Annotated in this window: 14 protein-coding genes and 1 pseudogene; all 15 read left to right on the top strand. The window is 44.2% G+C overall.

The genetic code is table 11. The features are described 5' to 3' along the window. Positions 1 to 16 precede the first annotated feature (16 nt). Positions 17 to 1,165, top strand: a pseudogene (locus ID165_RS11720) (cystathionine gamma-synthase); the annotation flags it as partial. Between the two features lie 494 nt (positions 1,166 to 1,659). Then, the gene (locus ID165_RS11715) at positions 1,660 to 2,079 is read left to right on the top strand and encodes a DoxX family protein (RefSeq protein WP_225587099.1); all 420 of its coding nucleotides are present in this window, start codon (positions 1,660 to 1,662) and stop codon (positions 2,077 to 2,079) included. Between the two features lie 260 nt (positions 2,080 to 2,339). After that, a complete protein-coding gene (locus tag ID165_RS11710) occupies positions 2,340 to 2,714 on the top strand; it encodes a VOC family protein (protein WP_192350767.1) in 375 nt (124 codons plus the stop codon). Between the two features lie 64 nt (positions 2,715 to 2,778). After that, the gene (locus ID165_RS11705) at positions 2,779 to 3,147 is read left to right on the top strand and encodes a YciI family protein (protein WP_225587098.1); all 369 of its coding nucleotides are present in this window, start codon (positions 2,779 to 2,781) and stop codon (positions 3,145 to 3,147) included. After that, positions 3,140 to 4,393: an RNA polymerase sigma factor gene (locus ID165_RS11700; protein WP_370539749.1), complete on the top strand. Its 1,254-nt coding sequence runs from the start codon at positions 3,140 to 3,142 to the stop codon at positions 4,391 to 4,393. Before ID165_RS11705 ends, ID165_RS11700 begins: the two co-directional genes overlap by 8 nt. Before the next feature lie 99 nt (positions 4,394 to 4,492). After that, entirely contained in the window at positions 4,493 to 5,341 is an 849-nt protein-coding gene (locus ID165_RS11695; RefSeq protein ID WP_192350764.1) for a methylated-DNA--[protein]-cysteine S-methyltransferase, read from the top strand. Continuing rightward, positions 5,328 to 5,960, top strand: coding sequence for an alpha-ketoglutarate-dependent dioxygenase AlkB (locus ID165_RS11690; protein WP_370539748.1), 633 nt, complete (start codon positions 5,328 to 5,330; stop codon positions 5,958 to 5,960). The genes ID165_RS11695 and ID165_RS11690 overlap by 14 nt, the downstream gene beginning before the upstream one ends. A gap of 952 nt (positions 5,961 to 6,912) precedes the next feature. Then, positions 6,913 to 8,556, top strand: a complete 1,644-nt coding sequence (locus ID165_RS11685) for a TldD/PmbA family protein (protein ID WP_192350762.1) — start codon at positions 6,913 to 6,915, stop codon at positions 8,554 to 8,556. Positions 8,557 to 8,572: 16 nt separating this feature from the next. Beyond that, positions 8,573 to 9,910, top strand: coding sequence for a TldD/PmbA family protein (locus ID165_RS11680; protein WP_192350760.1), 1,338 nt, complete (start codon positions 8,573 to 8,575; stop codon positions 9,908 to 9,910). A gap of 110 nt (positions 9,911 to 10,020) precedes the next feature. After that, positions 10,021 to 10,638, top strand: a complete 618-nt coding sequence (locus ID165_RS11675; protein ID WP_192350758.1) for a DUF4159 domain-containing protein — start codon at positions 10,021 to 10,023, stop codon at positions 10,636 to 10,638. A gap of 2 nt (positions 10,639 to 10,640) precedes the next feature. Further along, positions 10,641 to 11,639: a MoxR family ATPase gene (locus tag ID165_RS11670; protein WP_192350756.1), complete on the top strand. Its 999-nt coding sequence runs from the start codon at positions 10,641 to 10,643 to the stop codon at positions 11,637 to 11,639. Next, positions 11,626 to 12,495, top strand: a complete 870-nt coding sequence (locus ID165_RS11665; protein ID WP_192350754.1) for a DUF58 domain-containing protein — start codon at positions 11,626 to 11,628, stop codon at positions 12,493 to 12,495. The genes ID165_RS11670 and ID165_RS11665 overlap by 14 nt, the downstream gene beginning before the upstream one ends. Next, a complete protein-coding gene (locus tag ID165_RS11660; RefSeq protein WP_192350752.1) occupies positions 12,495 to 13,667 on the top strand; it encodes a BatA domain-containing protein in 1,173 nt (390 codons plus the stop codon). Before ID165_RS11665 ends, ID165_RS11660 begins: the two co-directional genes overlap by 1 nt. Further along, on the top strand, positions 13,664 to 15,862 hold the full coding sequence (locus ID165_RS11655) for a hypothetical protein (RefSeq protein WP_192350750.1): 2,199 nt from the start codon (positions 13,664 to 13,666) through the stop codon (positions 15,860 to 15,862). The genes ID165_RS11660 and ID165_RS11655 overlap by 4 nt, the downstream gene beginning before the upstream one ends. Next, positions 15,859 to 17,481: a hypothetical protein gene (locus ID165_RS11650; protein ID WP_192350748.1), complete on the top strand. Its 1,623-nt coding sequence runs from the start codon at positions 15,859 to 15,861 to the stop codon at positions 17,479 to 17,481. Before ID165_RS11655 ends, ID165_RS11650 begins: the two co-directional genes overlap by 4 nt. Positions 17,482 to 18,028 lie beyond the last annotated feature (547 nt).

Below are 18,028 nucleotides of genomic sequence, written 5' to 3'. Positions count from 1 at the left end.
CAAGCTAAACCAATTACAAATGAAATTTGGAACAAAAGCCATACATGCCGGCATAGTACCCGATCCTGCCACCGGTGCGATTATGACCCCGATTTACCAGACGTCCACTTACGTACAGAAGTCTCCCGGCGATCACAAAGGCTATGAGTATTCCCGTACCCACAATCCTACCCGTACTGCTTTGCAGGATAATCTGGCGGCATTGGAAAACGGCAAACATGGCATTTGCTTTTCCTCAGGACTTGGGGCCATCGATGCTGTGATCAAATTGTTCAACCCCGGTGACGAAATCATCAGCACCAATGACCTGTATGGAGGTACCTATCGTCTGTTTACCAAAGTGTACGAACGATATGGGATCAAATTCAAGTTTGTACCCATGTCCGATGCTGCAGGCTTAGCAGAGCATATTACCGACAAAACCAAAATGATCTGGGTGGAAACACCTACCAATCCGATGATGAACATCATCGATATCGCCGCCGTGGCAAAGCTGAGTACCGGCAACAAGATAGTTCTTGCCGTGGACAATACCTTTGCATCTCCTTACTTACAGAATCCGCTTGATCTTGGTGCTGACATCGTAATGCACTCGGTGACCAAATACCTGGGCGGTCATTCCGATGTGGTGATGGGAGCCTTGGTGGTAAATGATGATGAATTGGCAGAAAAACTGGTGTTTATCCAGAACGCTTCCGGCGCAACTCCGGGTCCTCAGGATTGCTTCTTGGTTTTGAGAGGAATCAAAACGCTGCATCTGCGCATGGAGCGTCATTCTCAGAATGGAAGAATTATCGCCGCTTTCCTAAAGGATCATCCGAAAGTAGCCAAAGTCTATTGGCCGGGCTTCGAAGATCATCCTAATCATGACATTGCCAAAAAGCAGATGCGTGATTTCGGAGGAATGATTTCATTTACTTTAATCGGTAATAAAGAATCTGATGCGAGAAAAGTGATGGAGAATTTTCACCTGTTTGCGCTTGCCGAGTCTCTGGGAGGAGTAGAGTCACTTTGTGGTCATCCGGCTTCCATGACTCATGCCAGCATCCCGAAGGAAGAGCGGGAGAAAGTAGGTTTGGTAGATTCTCTGATCAGACTGAGTGTAGGAGTGGAGGACGTAGAAGATCTGAAGGAAGATCTGGCCAATGCGTTGGAGAAGATTTAGGGATTTTGATTGAAGTTATTTCGGCCGTTCGCGCCTGCCTTTTCCTGGGACAGAATTTGTGAACGGCTTTTTTTGAGGAATATTTTTAACCACGGTGGACACGGCGGTATTCGCTGAGGTCGCAATCCGAGGTTACCGATCGTGCCGTTGGCACTCCGGTTTTTCAAATTGGTGATGGTACCCCGAATTTCGCTTTGCTGTATTCGGGGTTGTTGTGGGCTGTGCCGCTGGCACAATTTGATACTGTGCACTGATGGAGCTCCTTGCCAAAGGCAAGACACCGTAAAAGCCCTTTCTATTTAACCATGGTGGTCACGGAGAATGTCGCAGAGGTCACTGATTGGAGTCGACTATCTACTGGGAAGTCCATTTTGGTGAGTTTTTTCTGACAAGGTTATCTTGCTTCTCCAGAAGCTGGATGCCATGCATCGTCTGTTTTTCGCAATGCGCCCCGACTTTGTCATTTTTATACCCCATGGGTAAGCTTAAGTTTTATGAAATTTGAATATCATTTACTACTTAAAAAAATGGATGCTACAAAAAGAGACAAAATCATTTTCTGGACCGCCACCACCATTATTTTCCTTTTCGAAGGAGTGATGCCGGCCCTTACTTCTCAAACGGAACTAGCCAAAGAAGGTATTCGCCATCTGGGATATCCTGAGTACTTTGGAAATGCCCTGGTCGTTTTCAAGGTGTGCGGCACACTTATTCTAATGATTCCAAAATTCCCCAAGCGTCTTAAAGAATGGGCATATGCAGGATTTACATTCGATTTTATTTTTGCCTGCATCAGTCACTATGCTATTGATGGTTTTGGTTTTCAGACCATCTTTCCTTTGATTATTTTGGGGATTTTGATGGTTTCATATGTCTATTTCCATAAGCTTAATCCAAGTTTAAAAAGTGTATAAGCGATTGGCTAGTTGCATTTTAATGGAGTTCAGGCTTTCTTTTCGACAATTTATGAAATCGAGATTAAGGGTGTCGTCCATACAATCTAGCCAAGAGAGATTGCTTTCTCATTTTTTGGGTGCTCATCCTAATTTATTTTCAGATATGCTTCCTAGATTGTAGCATGAGAATCCTATAAATGAAAATTTCAGGAAACTTGTCCCCGTTTTGAAAATCAGCTTCGTCATAGAGTCATATACTAACCAAAAAAAACAGTATCATGAAAAATGCGATCAACTGGTTTGAGATTCCGGCGAAAAATCTCGAAAGAGCTAAATTGTTTTATGAAACAGTGCTCAATGCCAAGATGGAAACCATGTCTATGGAAGAGATGGGCATGACTATGGCGTTCTTTCCCGCCGATTGGGAAAATGGAGTAGGAGGCGCAATTGCTTTCGGACCGGGTTTCGAGCCATCAGCAACCGGATCTTTGGTTTATTTGAATGGAGGAGATGACCTCAGTATTCCGCTATCACGGGTAGAAACGGCAGGCGGGAAGATTATTATCCCAAAAACTTCCCTTGGCGAACATGGATTTATGGGGCAGTTTATCGATTCGGAAGGAAATAAAGTTGCTTTTCATTCATCGAAATAATAGAATTGCTTTCGCTTCTTTTTGTTCAATGGAAAGAGGATTTTGAAAAATTTTTTATTAAAACATGACACACTTAAAAATAGAAACTATGAAAGATTTTATGATGATTTTTATCGGGGCTGATTATGAGGAGTTGGGATTATCTCCAGAGCAGCTTCAAGAGCGAATGGGAAAATGGTTTGCCTGGGGTGAAAAAATGAAAAACCAAGGCATCTTGCGAGGTGGTGAAGCATTACACGCTACCGGGAAAAGTATCTCGGGGCCAGATCGTATTGTGACAGATGGGCCTTTTACCGAAAGCAAGGAGATTATTGGAGGTTACTATACCGTAGCGGCAGAAAGCTATGAGAAGGTAATCATTATAGCGCAGGATTTTCCGGATTATGATTTGGGAGGTACAGTAGAAATCCGAGAAGTGATGAAATTTGAGTAACAGCAGCGAAAATAAATTGGTTGACCATCTTTTCAGACATCAGTATGGAAAGATGGTTGCTATTTTATCTAAAATCTTCGGCCTGGATAATCTTGAACTGATAGAGGATGCCGTTCAGGATACTTTTTTGAGGGCTGCATTACGATGGAGAAATGAGTTGCCTGACACTCCTGAAGCATGGCTTACTCAGGCAGCGAAGCACCGGACTATAGATCTTTTACGGCAGCTGAATGCCGCAAAGGGAAGGCATGAAAGTGTTAATGAGGTGTCTATTGACGAAGAGATCAACGATTATTTTTTGGATCATGAAGTGGAAGATAGCCAGTTGCGAATGATTTTCGTGGCTTGTCATCCAAGTTTTTCGCAGGAAGAGCAGATTGCTTTTGCACTAAAAGCCATCTCGGGCTTTTCTATGAAAGAGATTGCCGCAGCACTTCTTCTAAAAGAAGAGACTATTAAAAAGCGCTTGGTGCGTGCCCGGAAGAAAATTCAGACGTTAGAAATTACGTTTTCATATCCTGCCCCCAATCAAATTCCGGTTCGGATCTCCCGGGTTCTCCATATTATTTACCTGATTTTTAATGAAGGATTTCACTCTACTAAAACTGATGAATTGATTTCCAAGGATCTTTGCGGAGAAGCGATTCGGCTCTGTAAGCTTTTACTTCAGAAAGAAAAGTTTAGAAATGGGGAGGCATATGCGCTTTTTGCGCTCATGTGCTTTCATGCATCTCGCTTGGAGTCTAGAATGGTCAACTCTGAAATAATAGACCTAAAACATCAGGATCGTTCAAAATGGTATTTGCCACTTATCGTACTGGGAAATGATTCGTTGCTAAAGTCGGTGGAATTTGATGATCGTTCTATCTATCATTTGGAGGCAGCTATTGCTTCTGAGCATGTGCGGGCAGTTCAATTTGAGAATACTAACTGGCAACGCATACTAAAGTATTATGATGACATGTATCAGATGATGCCATCAGATCATGTTTTGCTATCAAAGGCAACCATTTTTTTGCAACTGGGAAAACTAAAGGAAGCGAAAGCAGAACTAGACAAAATTGCACCTGATTCGCTAAGTCAACGTAAGTATTTATTTTATGGCTGTTATTCAGAATATTATGAAAAAGCAGGAGATCTCGACAATGCTCTTGAGAAAATAAAACTAGCCATTGACTTTTGTTCAAATAAATTAGAGAAAGATTACCTCCGGAAAAAGATGCAGTCCTTAAAAGAGAAAATGTAATTTCTCAGCCGATAACGTTGCATTTCCCAAATTCAGCAAGATTTGGGTTTTTGTAGCGTATGAATGGCTCTACTTTTGGGTAACCTAGCATTCAGAAACATGAACGAAAGTCAAGTAATCAATTATAATCGAATTGCCGAAGCGATTGCCTACATTCAGGCCAACTTCAAAAGCCAGCCTTCTCTGGAGGAAATTGCTGAGCAGGTGCACCTGAGTCCATTTCACTTCCAGCGCATGTTTAGCGAATGGGCGGGAGTGAGTCCGAAGAAATTCATGCAGTATCTGAGTGTGGAATATGCCAAACAACTTTTGCAGGGAAGAGAAGCCACACTCTTTGATGCCGCGCAGGAAACGGGACTATCCGGTACTGGAAGGCTTCATGATTTATTTGTGAAAATAGAAGGAATGACCCCGGGGGAATTCAAGAATGGCGGAGAAAATCTCCACATAAATTACAGTTTTGCCGAAAGTCCTTTTGGAGAAATCATTGTGGCCTCCACCAATAAAGGAATTTGTCATTTAGCTTTTTTCTCAGATCAGGGGGAAGGGGAAGAGACTTTGAAATCCCGCTTTCCAAATGCTGTTTACAATCAATTGGTAGATGGAATTCAGCAGGAAGCCTTGTTCGTTTTTCAGCACGATTGGAGCAAACTCAACCGGGTTAAACTGCATTTGCACGGCACCCCCTTCCAATTGAAAGTCTGGGATGCACTGCTAAAGATACCGCAGGGAAATCTCACAACCTATGGTGCCATTGCAGAGGAAATAGATAAACCGAAAGCTTCCCGTGCTATTGGAACTGCCATCGGTAGTAATCCTGTTGCTTTCTTGATTCCCTGTCATCGTGTGATTCAGTCTAGTGGAAAAATCGGTGGCTACATGTGGGGGAACACCCGAAAGTCAGCAATTATAGGTTGGGAAGCAGCCCAGCTGAATGCAGAGAGATAATAGTAAGATGATGGATTTGTTCAATCAGGATTCTTTCGAGAATATAAACTTATTGCCCAAAGACGGCATAGTGAACTACTATGGCAAGATTATGCCTACTACACAGGCATTGAGCTACCTTGATTATTTGTTGAATAAGATTCAATGGAGGAATGATGTGGCTATTATTTTTGGAAAACGCATAGAAACCAAGCGAAAAGTAGCTTGGTATGCAGAGAAGCCTTTTGAATACACCTATTCCAATCACACCAAAACAGCATTGCCTTGGACCAAAGAATTGTTAGAGCTAAAAGAATTGGTAGAAAAGAAAACAGGAGAAACATTCAATTCCTGCCTCCTGAATCTTTATCATAATGGGAGTGAGGGGATGGCTTGGCATAGCGATGGTGAAGTAGATCTGAAAAAAAACGGAGCGATAGCCTCTGTGAGTTTTGGAGCCGGGCGTAAGTTTGCATTCAAGCATAAAGTATCCAAAGAAACAGTTTCGCAGGTATTGGAAAATGGGAGTTTGCTGGTGATGAAAGACGCTACTCAGACCCATTGGATGCATCGATTGCCACCAACCAAACTGGTTTCAAAGCCAAGAGTCAATTTGACTTTTCGGACAATTGTACGGTGATAAGTTATCCTCCTTCTCCGGAAGCTGGACAACATCCTTGTTTAACCACAGTAGGCACGAAGAGTTGCGCAGAGGGCACAGATTAGAAGCAATTGTCTGGCCATCTCTACTTCGGTTCCATGTAGTTGTAGCTCTCTTCAATTTCTTCTTGGTAACTGTTTCCGTTAGTTAGTATATCTAATCTTTTCAAGTTTTTGCTCAATTTGACTTTTCGGACCATAGTGAAGTGATTTCTGGTTCAAGACTTCAGTCTTGGACCTATTACAATGCAGTCTCCAGACTGCCGACAAAGCAGAACCCTGTTATCCTGCTTTTCCAGAAGCTGGATTAATTCGAAATTTCCTTCCAGTTTAACCGCGGTGGATGCGGAGCGCTACGCAGAGAGCACAGTTTAGAGATAAATGTCAGACAATCTCTAGTTCAGCCCATAGTGATATGATCTTTCGTTCAAGACTTCAGTCTTGGACCTATTTCAGCAGTCTCCTGACTGCCAACAAGGCAGAACCCTGTTATCCTGCTTCTCCAGAAGCTGGATTAATTCGAATTTCCTCCCTAGTTTAACTACAATGGACGCGGACTCCCGATAGCCACCTTAGGGATAAACAGAAGCCGCAGTTGAGCGGTAATTTTGGGTAACTGGCTGACTTAAGACAATAAGTCTAATCTTCCAGAAATTTTAATCTTTTCGGACTATAGGGTCAAAAAAAGGGGATTCTTTATTTTCCAACAGGTATTTTTCAATTCACACCCCGAAAATTTACCGAGTCTGTATTTTTACTTTGGATAATCCGCGGATAGCGGTACTTTGAAAAAACTATTAAAACCTATAGTGTAAACCATAAACTTTAACCAGACGATCAATTGAAATCGAGCATGACGAAAAACTACACACAGTGGGATGATTATAATCCTGTGAGATTCCATGTGACAATTAAAAATCAATTATAAACACATGAAAAGAAGAGATTTTATCCACCTTTCCGGAATGGGGCTTGGAGCCCTTGCCACTTCCGGGCTAGTCATGATGGGAAATCCTGTCTCGGCAGAGCAGTTGCTGGAACCGGGAATGGATGCTGCCGCAAAAAAAGTCCTTGCTGACACTGCGCTGAACGCTGCACGTGCAAAAGGGGCAACCTATACTGATGTGCGCATCGGAAGGTATTTGTCTCAGAATTTATTTACACGTGAAAAAAACATACAGAATATCTCCAACACAGAAACTTTCGGCGTTGGGATCAGGGTAATCGCAAATGGGACCTGGGGTTTTTCTGCCACTTCCGATGTGACTCCCGACGGTATTAAGCTTTGCGCTGAGACCGCAGTAGCTATCGCTAAGGCAAACTCGAAACTCCAGACGGAGCCTGTTCAACTTGCGCCCGAACCCGGTCATGGTGAGGTGACGTGGAACACGCCTATCCAAAAGAATGCACTTGAAATCCCTGTAAAGGAAAAAATTGATCTGCTTCTTCAGGCAAACAACGCCGCGATGGAAAATGGTGCTGCTTTTGTCAATTCGGCCATGTTTATGATCAATGAGCAGAAATACTTTGCTTCTACAGACGGATCATACATCGATCAGGATATTCACAGAATGTGGCCGACGTTTACAGTCACTGCCGTGAATAAAGAGTCAGGGGGATTTAGATCCCGGCAGGCATTGAGTACTCCCATGGGGATGGGATACGAATACATGGATGGTCTGCCCAAAGACAAAATCATGAATGCTGCCGGATTCAACAGTTACAACAATTCTTATGATATCGTGGAGGATGCCATCGTGGCTGCTAAGCAGGCTAAGGAAAAAATCCAGGCTAAATCCGTCGTTCCGGGTAAATATGATTTGGTCTTAGATCCTGATCACCTGGGATTGACTATTCACGAATCAGTGGGACACCCGCTGGAATTGGATCGTGTATTAGGCTACGAGGCTAATTATGCGGGAACTAGTTTTGCAACACTGGACAAATGGAAAGCAGGCGACTTCAAATACGGTTCTGACAAAGTCAATATCGTAGCGGATAAAACGCAGCCTTTTTCACTGGGTAATACGGGATATGACGATGAAGGGGTGAAATGCAAGGAGTGGGATTTGATCAAGGATGGGGTTTTGGTGAATTATCAAGCCATCAGGGATCAAGTCGGTATTTTAGGTGGCAAAGAGTCCAATGGATGTGCATTTGCAGACAGCTGGAGTTCTGTACAGTTCCAGCGGATGGCAAATGTGTCATTGAGACCGGGAACGGAAAAAATGGGTCCTGCGGACATGATCAAAGATGTAGAAAAAGGGATTTACATCTTGGGAAGAGGATCTTTCTCCATTGATCAGCAGCGGTACAATTTTCAGTTTGGAGGAACGGTATTCTACGAAATCAAAAATGGCGAGATTGCCGGCATGCTTGAAGACGTGGCTTACCAATCCAATACACAGGAATTTTGGAATTCCTGTTCCCAAATTTGCGACAAAGACGACTACCGTTTTATGGGTACCTTCTTTGACGGCAAAGGACAACCATCACAGTCTTCCGCTGTTTCTCACGGCAGCTCGACTACCCGTTTCGACGGAGTGAATGTGATCAACACGGGACGAAATATTTAACCTCAACGCGAGAATTATGGCCATTTTAACACAAGAAGAAGCTAAGAAAATAATAGATAAAGTATTGTCATATGCCAAAGCGGATGAGACTGAAGTCTCTATCTTCGGAGGGAGGACGGGAAATATCCGATATGCCAGAAATACGGTAAATACCAGTGGAGAAACCAATGAAATCACACTAAACGTTACTTCCGTTTTTGGGAAAAAATCCGGCTCATCCACAATCAACGAATTGGATGACGAATCGCTTAAAAAAGCAGTTGTTCGGGCTGAGGAAATCGCACAACTGGCACCGGAAAATCCGGAATACATGCCTATGCTTGGAGCACAGACCTATCCGGATGCGGCTACGTTCAGTTCTGCCACGGATAAGATCGATCCTGATTTCCGTGCACAATTGGCAGGAGACAGTATTGGGCCGTGTAATGCCCAAAATTTGGTTGCTGCCGGATACCTGGAAGATTTCTCAGGTTTCGTAGCTACCGGCAACAGCAAAGGGCTTTTCGGTTTCAACACCAGTACTTCTGTAGACTTCTCTATCACGGTGAGAACCGAAGACGGAACCGGTTCCGGCTATGCTATTCGCGATTTCAATGATGTGAGTTTGTTGAATTCTAAAGATGTCACCACCATAGCGATGCAAAAAGCCCAGGCATCCAAAAATGCCCAGGCCATCGAGCCCGGTAAATACACCGTTATCCTTGAGCCTACAGCTGCCGGGGATTTGATGCGTCTGCTTACAGGCGGCTTCGACGCCAGAAGTGCAGATGAGGGCAGAAGCTTCATGAGCAAGAAGGGTGGAGGAACTCGCTTGGGAGAAAAATTATTTGACGAGCGGGTGACGATCACCTCCGATCCTTTCAATACTGAAATTCCGATGTCTCCTTGGGATGGGGACGGATTGCCAAGACAGAAAACCACTTGGGTAGAAAATGGAGTGGTGAAAAATTTGGCTTATTCCCGCTATTGGGCAGAAAAGCAGGGTGTGGCACCGCTATCCCGTCCGGGAGGAAGAGGCTTTGGTGGAGGGGGATATATATTCTCAGGCGGAGATGAATCCATTGCCGAGATGATCAAAAGCACAGAAAGAGGTATTCTGGTGACCAGATTCTGGTATATCAGACCGGTAGATCCCCAGACTTTGCTCTACACAGGCTTGACCAGAGACGGTACGTTCTACATTGAGAATGGCCAGATCAAGTTCCCTGTGAAAAACTTCCGATTCAATGAAAGTCCGATTATTATGCTCAATAACATAGAATCACTGGGCCAAACCCAGCGGGTAGGAGGAAGCTTGATTCCTGCTATGAAGATCAGGGACTTTACCTTTACCAGTTTATCAGACGCTGTTTAATTCAGTTGACAGTGGTCAGTATTCAGTTTGCAGTCTTTAAGGTTGACTGCAAACTGTTTATTGTTCCCTCGCTGCAAACTGATCACTGAGACTGAACACTAATCCCTACAATGCAAGCTTTCTTCTTCACCAGAATAAAATACAACTCAGGCAATTGGGACACAGATCAGCGCATGCCTGTCAACTTGCTCAATTCTCTGGTGGAATACACTACCATTCCTGTGGACGAGAAGGAAAGAGTAATTGAGCTGAGTAGCAAGGAGATTTTCAAAAGTCCCTTTTGCTATATCAGTGGACATAAGCTGGTGGAATTCTCGGCTGAAGAGCGGAATAATTTCAAAACTTATGTAGCGAATGGAGGCTTTGTCTTTGCCGATGATTGCAATCATGACATAGACGGGCTTTTCGCCAAATCCTTTGAGGCTGAAATGGCCAAGACCTTTGGAGAAGATGCACTCCAAAAAATACCCAATAACCACCCAATTTATTCGTCCTTCTTCGAGTTCGAAGATGGCCCACCCGCAACTTCCTTTGAGCTCAACGGCTGGGGAGATGACCTGATCCATGATTACTTGAAAGCTATTATCGTAAACGGTAGAATAGGAGTTCTTTATAGTAACAAGGATTATGGCTGTGAATGGGATTATGACTTTAGAAACAAACGCTTCTTAAAGGTTGACAATACCAGGTTTGGTGTCAACATAGTGGTTTATGCATTAACACAATGATATTGGAAAACACAGAATTAACAGCATTAAAAGAGTTGGTGGGAAAAATCCCCCAACTCAAAAAAGAGATTGCAAAAGTCATCGTCGGTCAGGAGTCTGTGATCGAAGAGATTATCATTACACTGCTGGCCGGAGGACATTGCCTGCTCGAAGGGGTGCCTGGCTTGGCAAAAACGCTGATGGTGAATTCGCTTTCCCAGGGAATGGAGATGGGTTTCAAACGAATTCAATTCACACCGGATTTGATGCCGGGAGATATCCTGGGGACGGAGATTCTGGAAGAAGACCATGAGACAGGCAAGAAGTTTTTCCAGTTCAACAGGGGGCCTATTTTCGCCAATATGGTTTTGGCAGATGAGATCAACCGGACTCCGCCCAAAACCCAGGCCGCATTGCTGGAAGCCATGCAGGAAAAAGTAGTGACTTACGGTGGACAACACCATCCGCTTCCAGCTCCTTTTTTGATTATCGCTACACAAAACCCTATAGAGCAATCAGGAACCTATCCGCTGCCGGAAGCACAGCTTGACCGCTTTCTTTTATACATCAAATTAGGCTATCCATCCGAACAGGAGGAACTGGATATCCTGGAAAAAACAACCGGGACATATAAAGGCAAGCCTGACCCGGTTTTTTCCGCCACGGATATTCTGAATTTACAGAAACTGACCAGAGAGGTCCACATTGACTCTCAGCTGCTTGCTTACATCAATAAGTTAATTCGAGCTACCCGTCCTGATAAGTCAGAAATTCAAACCGTTATAGACTATGTGGAGTGGGGGGCAGGTACCCGTGCAGGTCAGGCTTTGATTCTTTGTGCCAAAGCCCGGGCACTGGTGAAAGGGCGCTATGCGGTCACTCCCGAAGATATCAAGACACTGGCTTTCCCGGTATTAAGACATAGACTCTCGTTACACTTTCGGGCGGAGGCTGAGAATATTCAGGCTGATGCGGTCATCGCCAAAATCTTAGAAGCATTGCCTATCCATGCAAGCAAGTAACCTCGAAATCATCAAACTCAATAACTTGAAGTTGGCCGCTAAACTTATCAGCGAGCAGCTCAAGAACGGCGTGCACCTGGGCAAACGCGTGGGAGTGGGATCTGAGTTTGAGCAGTACAGGTACTATGAGCCCGGGGATGATCCCAAGCGGATTGACTGGAAGTACTTCTCCCGCTCCGGTAAGTACATGATCAAAGAATCGCAGACAGAAAGCCATTTGCATATCCGTATGATGCTTGATCTATCGGGATCGATGAATTATGAGGAAAACGGAATTGGACGTCTGGCATACGCTAAAAACCTCATTGCGTCGCTTTCCTACTTGGCACACCAGCAAGGAGACTCATTGAGCTATTTTACGTGTCAGGATGGAAAAGTCGTCCAGAAGGTCTCTGCCTCACCCAAGGCATTTCAGCGCATGCTATACTATTTGGAAGAAGAAACAGCGGCCGGATCCTGGCCGATAGGGAAGCAGGACTTTCCTGTTTTGAAAAGCAGGCAGAAAGAACTGGTAATTCTGGTTTCCGATTTTCTGCAAAAAGATGATGAGTGGCTGGACATCGTGGAGCAAATGCGGCATCCGAAAAAGGAGATTGTGCTCTTTCAGATTTTGGGAAAGCAGGAAGAGGAATTTGATTTGAAGGGCAATTTCAACTTTAAGGATTTGGAGTCAGACCATACCGTAATTTTGGATCATAAGGCGATAGAGAAAAACTATAATGAATCCATAAAGAACTATTTATCAGATTTTAAGAAGTCATTACTTCTACCACAAGTTCATTTTTTTCAGGTGCGATTGACAGATTCTATTTCCGGAGTAATCAGCAAATTTCTCTCCCAACGATCCCTCTCCTGATGCAGTTTCTTCAACCCATATTGCTTTGGGGTTTGCTGGGAATCAGCATTCCAATCCTGATTCACCTGTGGCAGGGAAGAAAAGGTCAGGTGCTCCATTGGGCAGCGATGCATTGGCTTTCCAAGGAAGAAAGCTCCGTTGCCAAAGGTTTCCGTCTGGAGAATATCTTGGTGCTTCTGCTGAGGATTCTTATGCTTGTGCTACTGGTGTTACTGCTTAGTCAGGTGTTTATCCCAATCCTGAAAAACATGCCCGAAGAACGGGTCATTCATTTGGTACAGCCAACTGCGCAAGTGGTGGAAGAGTTTAAATTTGAACTTCAGCAAGCCTTGGAAAAGGGTGATGAAGTCTATTGGGCGGACGAAAACCTCACACCAATTGAAGATTTAAATTACTTTAAATCAAAAGATAAAATAAGCAATATTCAAGCTTCACTTGATCTTATTCCAAGCGATGCATCAGCTCTTCATCTATACTTGGCTAATTCCCAAAATGGGTTGAACTCAGATTTTTACCTTAGCCCTCTCAAACCATTTCTTTATTTGGGAAGTGCTGATTTGACAACCTCCCAAAAAAAGCTTATTGCAGTAGAGGGAGGAAAAATGCTTAAAGTTGATCCAAGTGGAGTGGTGATCCCCAGTTCGGAGGAAAATGAAACAGCAGTTTCAATTGGCTTGGAAAAGGAAGATTTCGGGTATTATCTGGGGGATGTTTCTTCCACCGAACGTGAATTTATTAATGCATCTCTGGAAGCAATTTGGGATGTGTATGGATTTGGCTTCGTAGAAAAGGAAAAAATCGATGAGGCAAGCCTTATTTTTGATCGTATTCCCCCATCAGAAAAAGATAGGGTTAAGCTCTATTTTATCTCGGATAGGTTCTCTTTTTCGGAGCAGTCCAATCTGGTAGCTTTTTCGGAGCAATTGGATTTTGAGCATGCTGAAGTGGTGCAGACTGGGAAATTGCCTGAGGTGATTTTAGAGGCATTTTTAGAGTTTTCGGGTGTGGAAAAGAAAGATGCTCCCTTAAGCCATGCCCAGGTTGCGGGCAGGTTTTTGGTAGGGCAACACAAAGATGAAGGCAAGAAGGCAAATCTTAATTTGCTTTTATTGGGGCTTTTTATGCTGTGTTTTGGAGCCGAACGATACTTCGCCAATAAGAAAGGGTTATGAGCAGCATAGTACGTTATATCGCCAAAAGTGAGACGCAATTGCATGTGCAGTCCGGGCTGAAATCCTCGCTCGCCGGTCTGGCGGTTGCAGTGTTTGGGATGATTTTCACCTCATCTGTTTGGGTTATAGGTTTGATTGCTTTACTGGGTTTTATCGCTTGCGGATACGTATTGGGATTGTTCCGGAGCAAGCGGCTTCAGGCTGTTCAGCTGATGCATCTACAGTTTCCTGACCTGGAATTCAGTCTCCAACTTCTCGACAAGACCAACAAAAATATAGCTGAGCAGCTTCAGTGGGAGCGGGTAAATGCTAATTTCCGCGGTGGGGAAATCAAGGTGTGGTACAAGAGTACTTGGCCTTTCCTGATCGCCTTGTTTCTAGTCTCGGGTATCTATGGGCTTTCACGTATAAGTTTTCCCGAAGAAGCATCCCCGCCCGTTAAAGCCAAACCGGACAGTAAAGCGGAAGAAGTTTTCGTGGCTGATCTGCCGGTGGAGATGACTTCTGCAGTAGTTACCATCATTCCACCCGCATATACCGGTCTGCCAAAAGTAAATCAATCCACACTTGAAGTGAATGCTGTAATAGGATCTGGTATAGAATGGGTTATTTCGCTTTCCAATGCCAGTGATCTCTCATTGGAATTAATCAATTCCAACGGGGATGGGTTGCAGTTTACAAAGCAGCAGGAGCAGTTTGTCCTCCGGGACCGGGTGAGGAATTCGGGAATTTATGCGCTTCGTGCGAGTAAGGATAATGAGCTTATCTTTGAGTCTGATTATTTCACGTTGGAGGCTGTCCGGGATTTGGCTCCCGTGATTCAGCCTTCGGATAAGGAACTGTATACCTATCATTTCACCAATGATCCTAAGATCATGCATGTGACTGCAAAAGTCTCAGATGATTTTCAGGTTAAGGAAGTGTTTTTGGTGGCTACTTTGGCACGTGGATCCGGTGAAAATGTGAAGTTTCGGGAGAATAGAATCCCGATACCTATGCGGGATTTCAAGTCCAGAGAGCTGTCGGTAAAACTGGATCTGAATGCACTGGATTTTAAGCACGGTGATGAGCTCTACTACTATTGGGCGGCACTGGATAATAAGATGCCCGAACCTAATTTTTCGAGAAGCGATACCTATTTTATCAACTATGTGGATTCGGCAGGAATGACTGAGGAGGAACTGGTCGGAATGGCCATACATGTCATGCCGGATTATTTCCGAAGTCAGCGGCAGATCATCATCGATACCCAAAAGCTCTTGGCAGACAAAAAGAATCTCACCGGGCGTGAATTCAACGTCATCTCCAATGAAATAGGTTATGATCAGAAGATGCTCAGATTGCGCTATGGTCAGTACTTGGGTGAGGAGTTTGAAGACAATGCGGGTGGAGGAACGGTCGAAGCCTCAGATGTGGAGAATCTATTGGAGGGTTATGAGCATAGACATGACGAAGAAAGTGAAGCAGGAATCACTGATCATATGATTATGCCTACCGCTACTCATGATCACAGCCATGGAGAGGAAGTAGCCACAAATCCCCATAGTGATGACGGAGACGGCCTTGCGGGAATTATGGAATCTTACATACACGATCACCAAAACGCCGAGACAAATACCTATTTCGAAGAGTCTACCAAAGCCACGCTTAAAACAGCGCTGCAACAGATGTGGCAATCTGAATTATACCTCAGACTCTTTGAACCCGAGAAAGCAATCCCTTATCAAGAAAAAGCGCTTGAGTTACTTAAGTCTGTCCAACAGAAATCAAGGGTATATGTGAAGCGGACAGGCTTTGATCCGCCTCCAATCAAGGTGGAGGAGAAGCGGTTAACCGGTGATCTGGATGAACTGAAAAACAAAATTAAAGTTGATCAGCTGGCTCTTACCGGCCGCTTGGCACCACTCGCCGCAGAAGTGTTGGGAATGCTGCCCAAGACAGAGCTCTCGGTGCTTGACAAAGCCGCTGTGCAAAAGCTTGGTGAACTCTGGACGGCGAGGATGAACTATTCAGGCATGCAGGACTGGGTTGTTTTGGTAAGATTGCAGGAGTTGAATGCCGGAAAAATAGATGAAGAGGGAAAAAGGGAATTGTTTCAAAAACTATATCCTCTCCTAACCCAAAGAGAAGGTGTGAATGCATCTTTTCTCAAACAAAAAGAACTCGAAAAAGCCTTTTGGAGCAAGTTGCAATGATTCAATTCGAACCTTTGATATCCTGGACATGGGCTTGGGTGTTTGCCGGCGCAATTATGGTCATATTCGGCTTTCAGCTTTTTTGGACGTTAAAGTCCAAGCATAAAGGGTGGAGAAAAGCAGTCAAGGTCTCTCTTAACGCACTCTTTGCCTTTGTGCTGATCGCTTACCTGGTTCAGCCGGTATGGAAGTCTGATCAGCCTGCCGAAGCAGTAGTGGTTCATTCGGTGTCCATCTCAAAAGATAAGATACGCTATTGGAAAGATAGTCTGGGAATCAAAAAAACTGTGGCCATTGCCGATTACGGGGGACAGGGAAACCCCGTCTATCTCCTCGGCCCAGATTTCACTCAGACAGATTTATTGAAATTCACTGCAAAAGATGTCAGATGGATCCAAGATGTTGAATATGGTTCAATCCGATTTTTGGAATGGAAAGGGATGCTGCGTGACGGGGAAATGCAAGCAGTAAATGGCAAAATCGAAACAGGGGATTCGGTAAGAATCACGTTGGCCCAGCAAGGAGAAACGCTGGCTGAAACGGTGACAGACCCCGATACCGGTGCCTTCCGCTTAAGATTTCCCGCAAAAATAGTAGGAAGAAATGAGTTGAGTTTGATGGTGAATGATAGTTTGCTTGGTTCTATCAATTTCTTTACGCAGGCTGCTTTGCCGGTCCAATACCATTTGCAATTTGCTTTTCCTGATGCCGAAATCAGGACATTAAGGCAGCATCTGATCAACTCAGGCGAGCAGGTGAATGAACGGATTGATATCTCAAAAAGCTCAATTATAAGCTCAGGAAATTCTGAATCGGATTCGCTTCAGTTCTTGATCATCGATCCGGCTCAACTAGCCAAAAAATCTACCCGGGATGCTTTCGATAATGGAGCTTCTGTTTTGGTGATTAATTTGGGAGAGGCAGGGAATGATATCGCTGCAATTAATAAGGCATTTGGAACCAACTTTAAGACTAAGCGAACCACAACCGAAGAAAGCAGAGAACTTGGGGAAGGGCTGACAGCATTGCCTTATGCTATGGAGAATGCAATTGCACAGAAATCGTCTTTTGACCAGGCGTTTGCCATGCAGCAGACCGGCAATGCCAAAGTGGGCGTAAGTTTGCTTGGCAAGACTTTTCCACTCAAATTGGCCGGGGATAGTTTGAGGTATCAGGAGATTTGGGAGGAAATTCTCGGAGTGATGCTTCCCCGGAAATCAGGATCCGTTGAGATTCCGCAACCTACTTTTGCGGGAATGCAAGTTGAGATTCGTATAAATCATGAAGATTTTCAAGATGACTTTATTTATATTGACTCTGATTCAGTTTTTCTTCAGCCATCTCTGGTGAACCCATTCTCCAAAACCGGAAAGTTTGTAAACTTGGATTCCGGATGGGTTTCAGTTGCTGATAGTTTAGAGTTTTACAGTTATGCTACGGATGCATGGCCAAGTTTGAGGACTGAGAAATTACGGGCTGATTTTTTGCGATCCCATACAAAGCAAGAAACCTCCGCCAATAGTTTTACTTCGACAAGGAAAGTATCCGATTGGCTTTGGCTGGGAATGTTTTTGATGCTTTTGACCATGATTTGGCTGGAGCCGAAGGTTTTGATATAGGGGTATATGAGTATCCCCTTAACTGCAAGTACATGTTTTGAATTAATGCTAGAGGTTCAAATTTGGCAATTCCCCCTCCTCAGCTATCGGGACTAAAAGGGGAAAAGAGACTTCTTGTCTTGGCAAAAGTTCAACCCCATTCGGGGTTGTCGTCCGCATCCTTCCATTCCCCCGGTTGCACCGGGGTTATTGAAAGGTTCGACCACTACGTGGTCATTCCGAATCGATCATATGGGTCAACAAAAAACGACCCCGGCTAGCCATTCCCGGATGAGTGTAGCGATTTCGGGAGAATGTTTCTCCAAACAAAAATTATAGCCAATCATATTGGAACTTCAATCCCTTTCAATCCGCCAAACTTCCGATCTTGAAAGGTGTCGAACTAATCTTAGAACTTAAAACCAATAGTCAAAACCATCCAAAATCCGGAAATTCAATCATCCGTTTTTTTACCAAGACCTGATTTGTGGGAACTTACACTGGGTTGATTTACCACATCGTCTACTCCACAAAAAGTATGGATCAACAATCGACCAAAGGAAAATAA

The sequence above is a fragment of the Algoriphagus sp. Y33 genome, assembly GCF_014838715.1.
Lineage (GTDB): Bacteria > Bacteroidota > Bacteroidia > Cytophagales > Cyclobacteriaceae > Algoriphagus.
The sequence above is the reverse complement of the archived record's forward strand: the minus strand, read 5'-3'. Positions and strand labels throughout refer to the sequence as shown.

Bases quoted from the DNA above. Each gene is read 5' to 3' on its own strand.
- ID165_RS11715 (WP_225587099.1), top strand. From the start codon at position 1,660: ATGAAATTTGAATATCATTTACTACTTAAAAAAATGGATGCTACAAAA.
- ID165_RS11710 (WP_192350767.1), top strand. From the start codon at position 2,340: ATGAAAAATGCGATCAACTGGTTTGAGATTCCGGCGAAAAATCTCGAA.
- ID165_RS11705 (WP_225587098.1), top strand. From the start codon at position 2,779: ATGACACACTTAAAAATAGAAACTATGAAAGATTTTATGATGATTTTT.
- ID165_RS11695 (WP_192350764.1), top strand. From the start codon at position 4,493: ATGAACGAAAGTCAAGTAATCAATTATAATCGAATTGCCGAAGCGATT.
- ID165_RS11690 (WP_370539748.1), top strand. From the start codon at position 5,328: ATGCAGAGAGATAATAGTAAGATGATGGATTTGTTCAATCAGGATTCT.
- ID165_RS11685 (WP_192350762.1), top strand. From the start codon at position 6,913: ATGAAAAGAAGAGATTTTATCCACCTTTCCGGAATGGGGCTTGGAGCC.
- ID165_RS11680 (WP_192350760.1), top strand. From the start codon at position 8,573: ATGGCCATTTTAACACAAGAAGAAGCTAAGAAAATAATAGATAAAGTA.
- ID165_RS11675 (WP_192350758.1), top strand. From the start codon at position 10,021: ATGCAAGCTTTCTTCTTCACCAGAATAAAATACAACTCAGGCAATTGG.
- ID165_RS11665 (WP_192350754.1), top strand. From the start codon at position 11,626: ATGCAAGCAAGTAACCTCGAAATCATCAAACTCAATAACTTGAAGTTG.
- ID165_RS11660 (WP_192350752.1), top strand. From the start codon at position 12,495: ATGCAGTTTCTTCAACCCATATTGCTTTGGGGTTTGCTGGGAATCAGC.
- ID165_RS11655 (WP_192350750.1), top strand. From the start codon at position 13,664: ATGAGCAGCATAGTACGTTATATCGCCAAAAGTGAGACGCAATTGCAT.
- ID165_RS11650 (WP_192350748.1), top strand. From the start codon at position 15,859: ATGATTCAATTCGAACCTTTGATATCCTGGACATGGGCTTGGGTGTTT.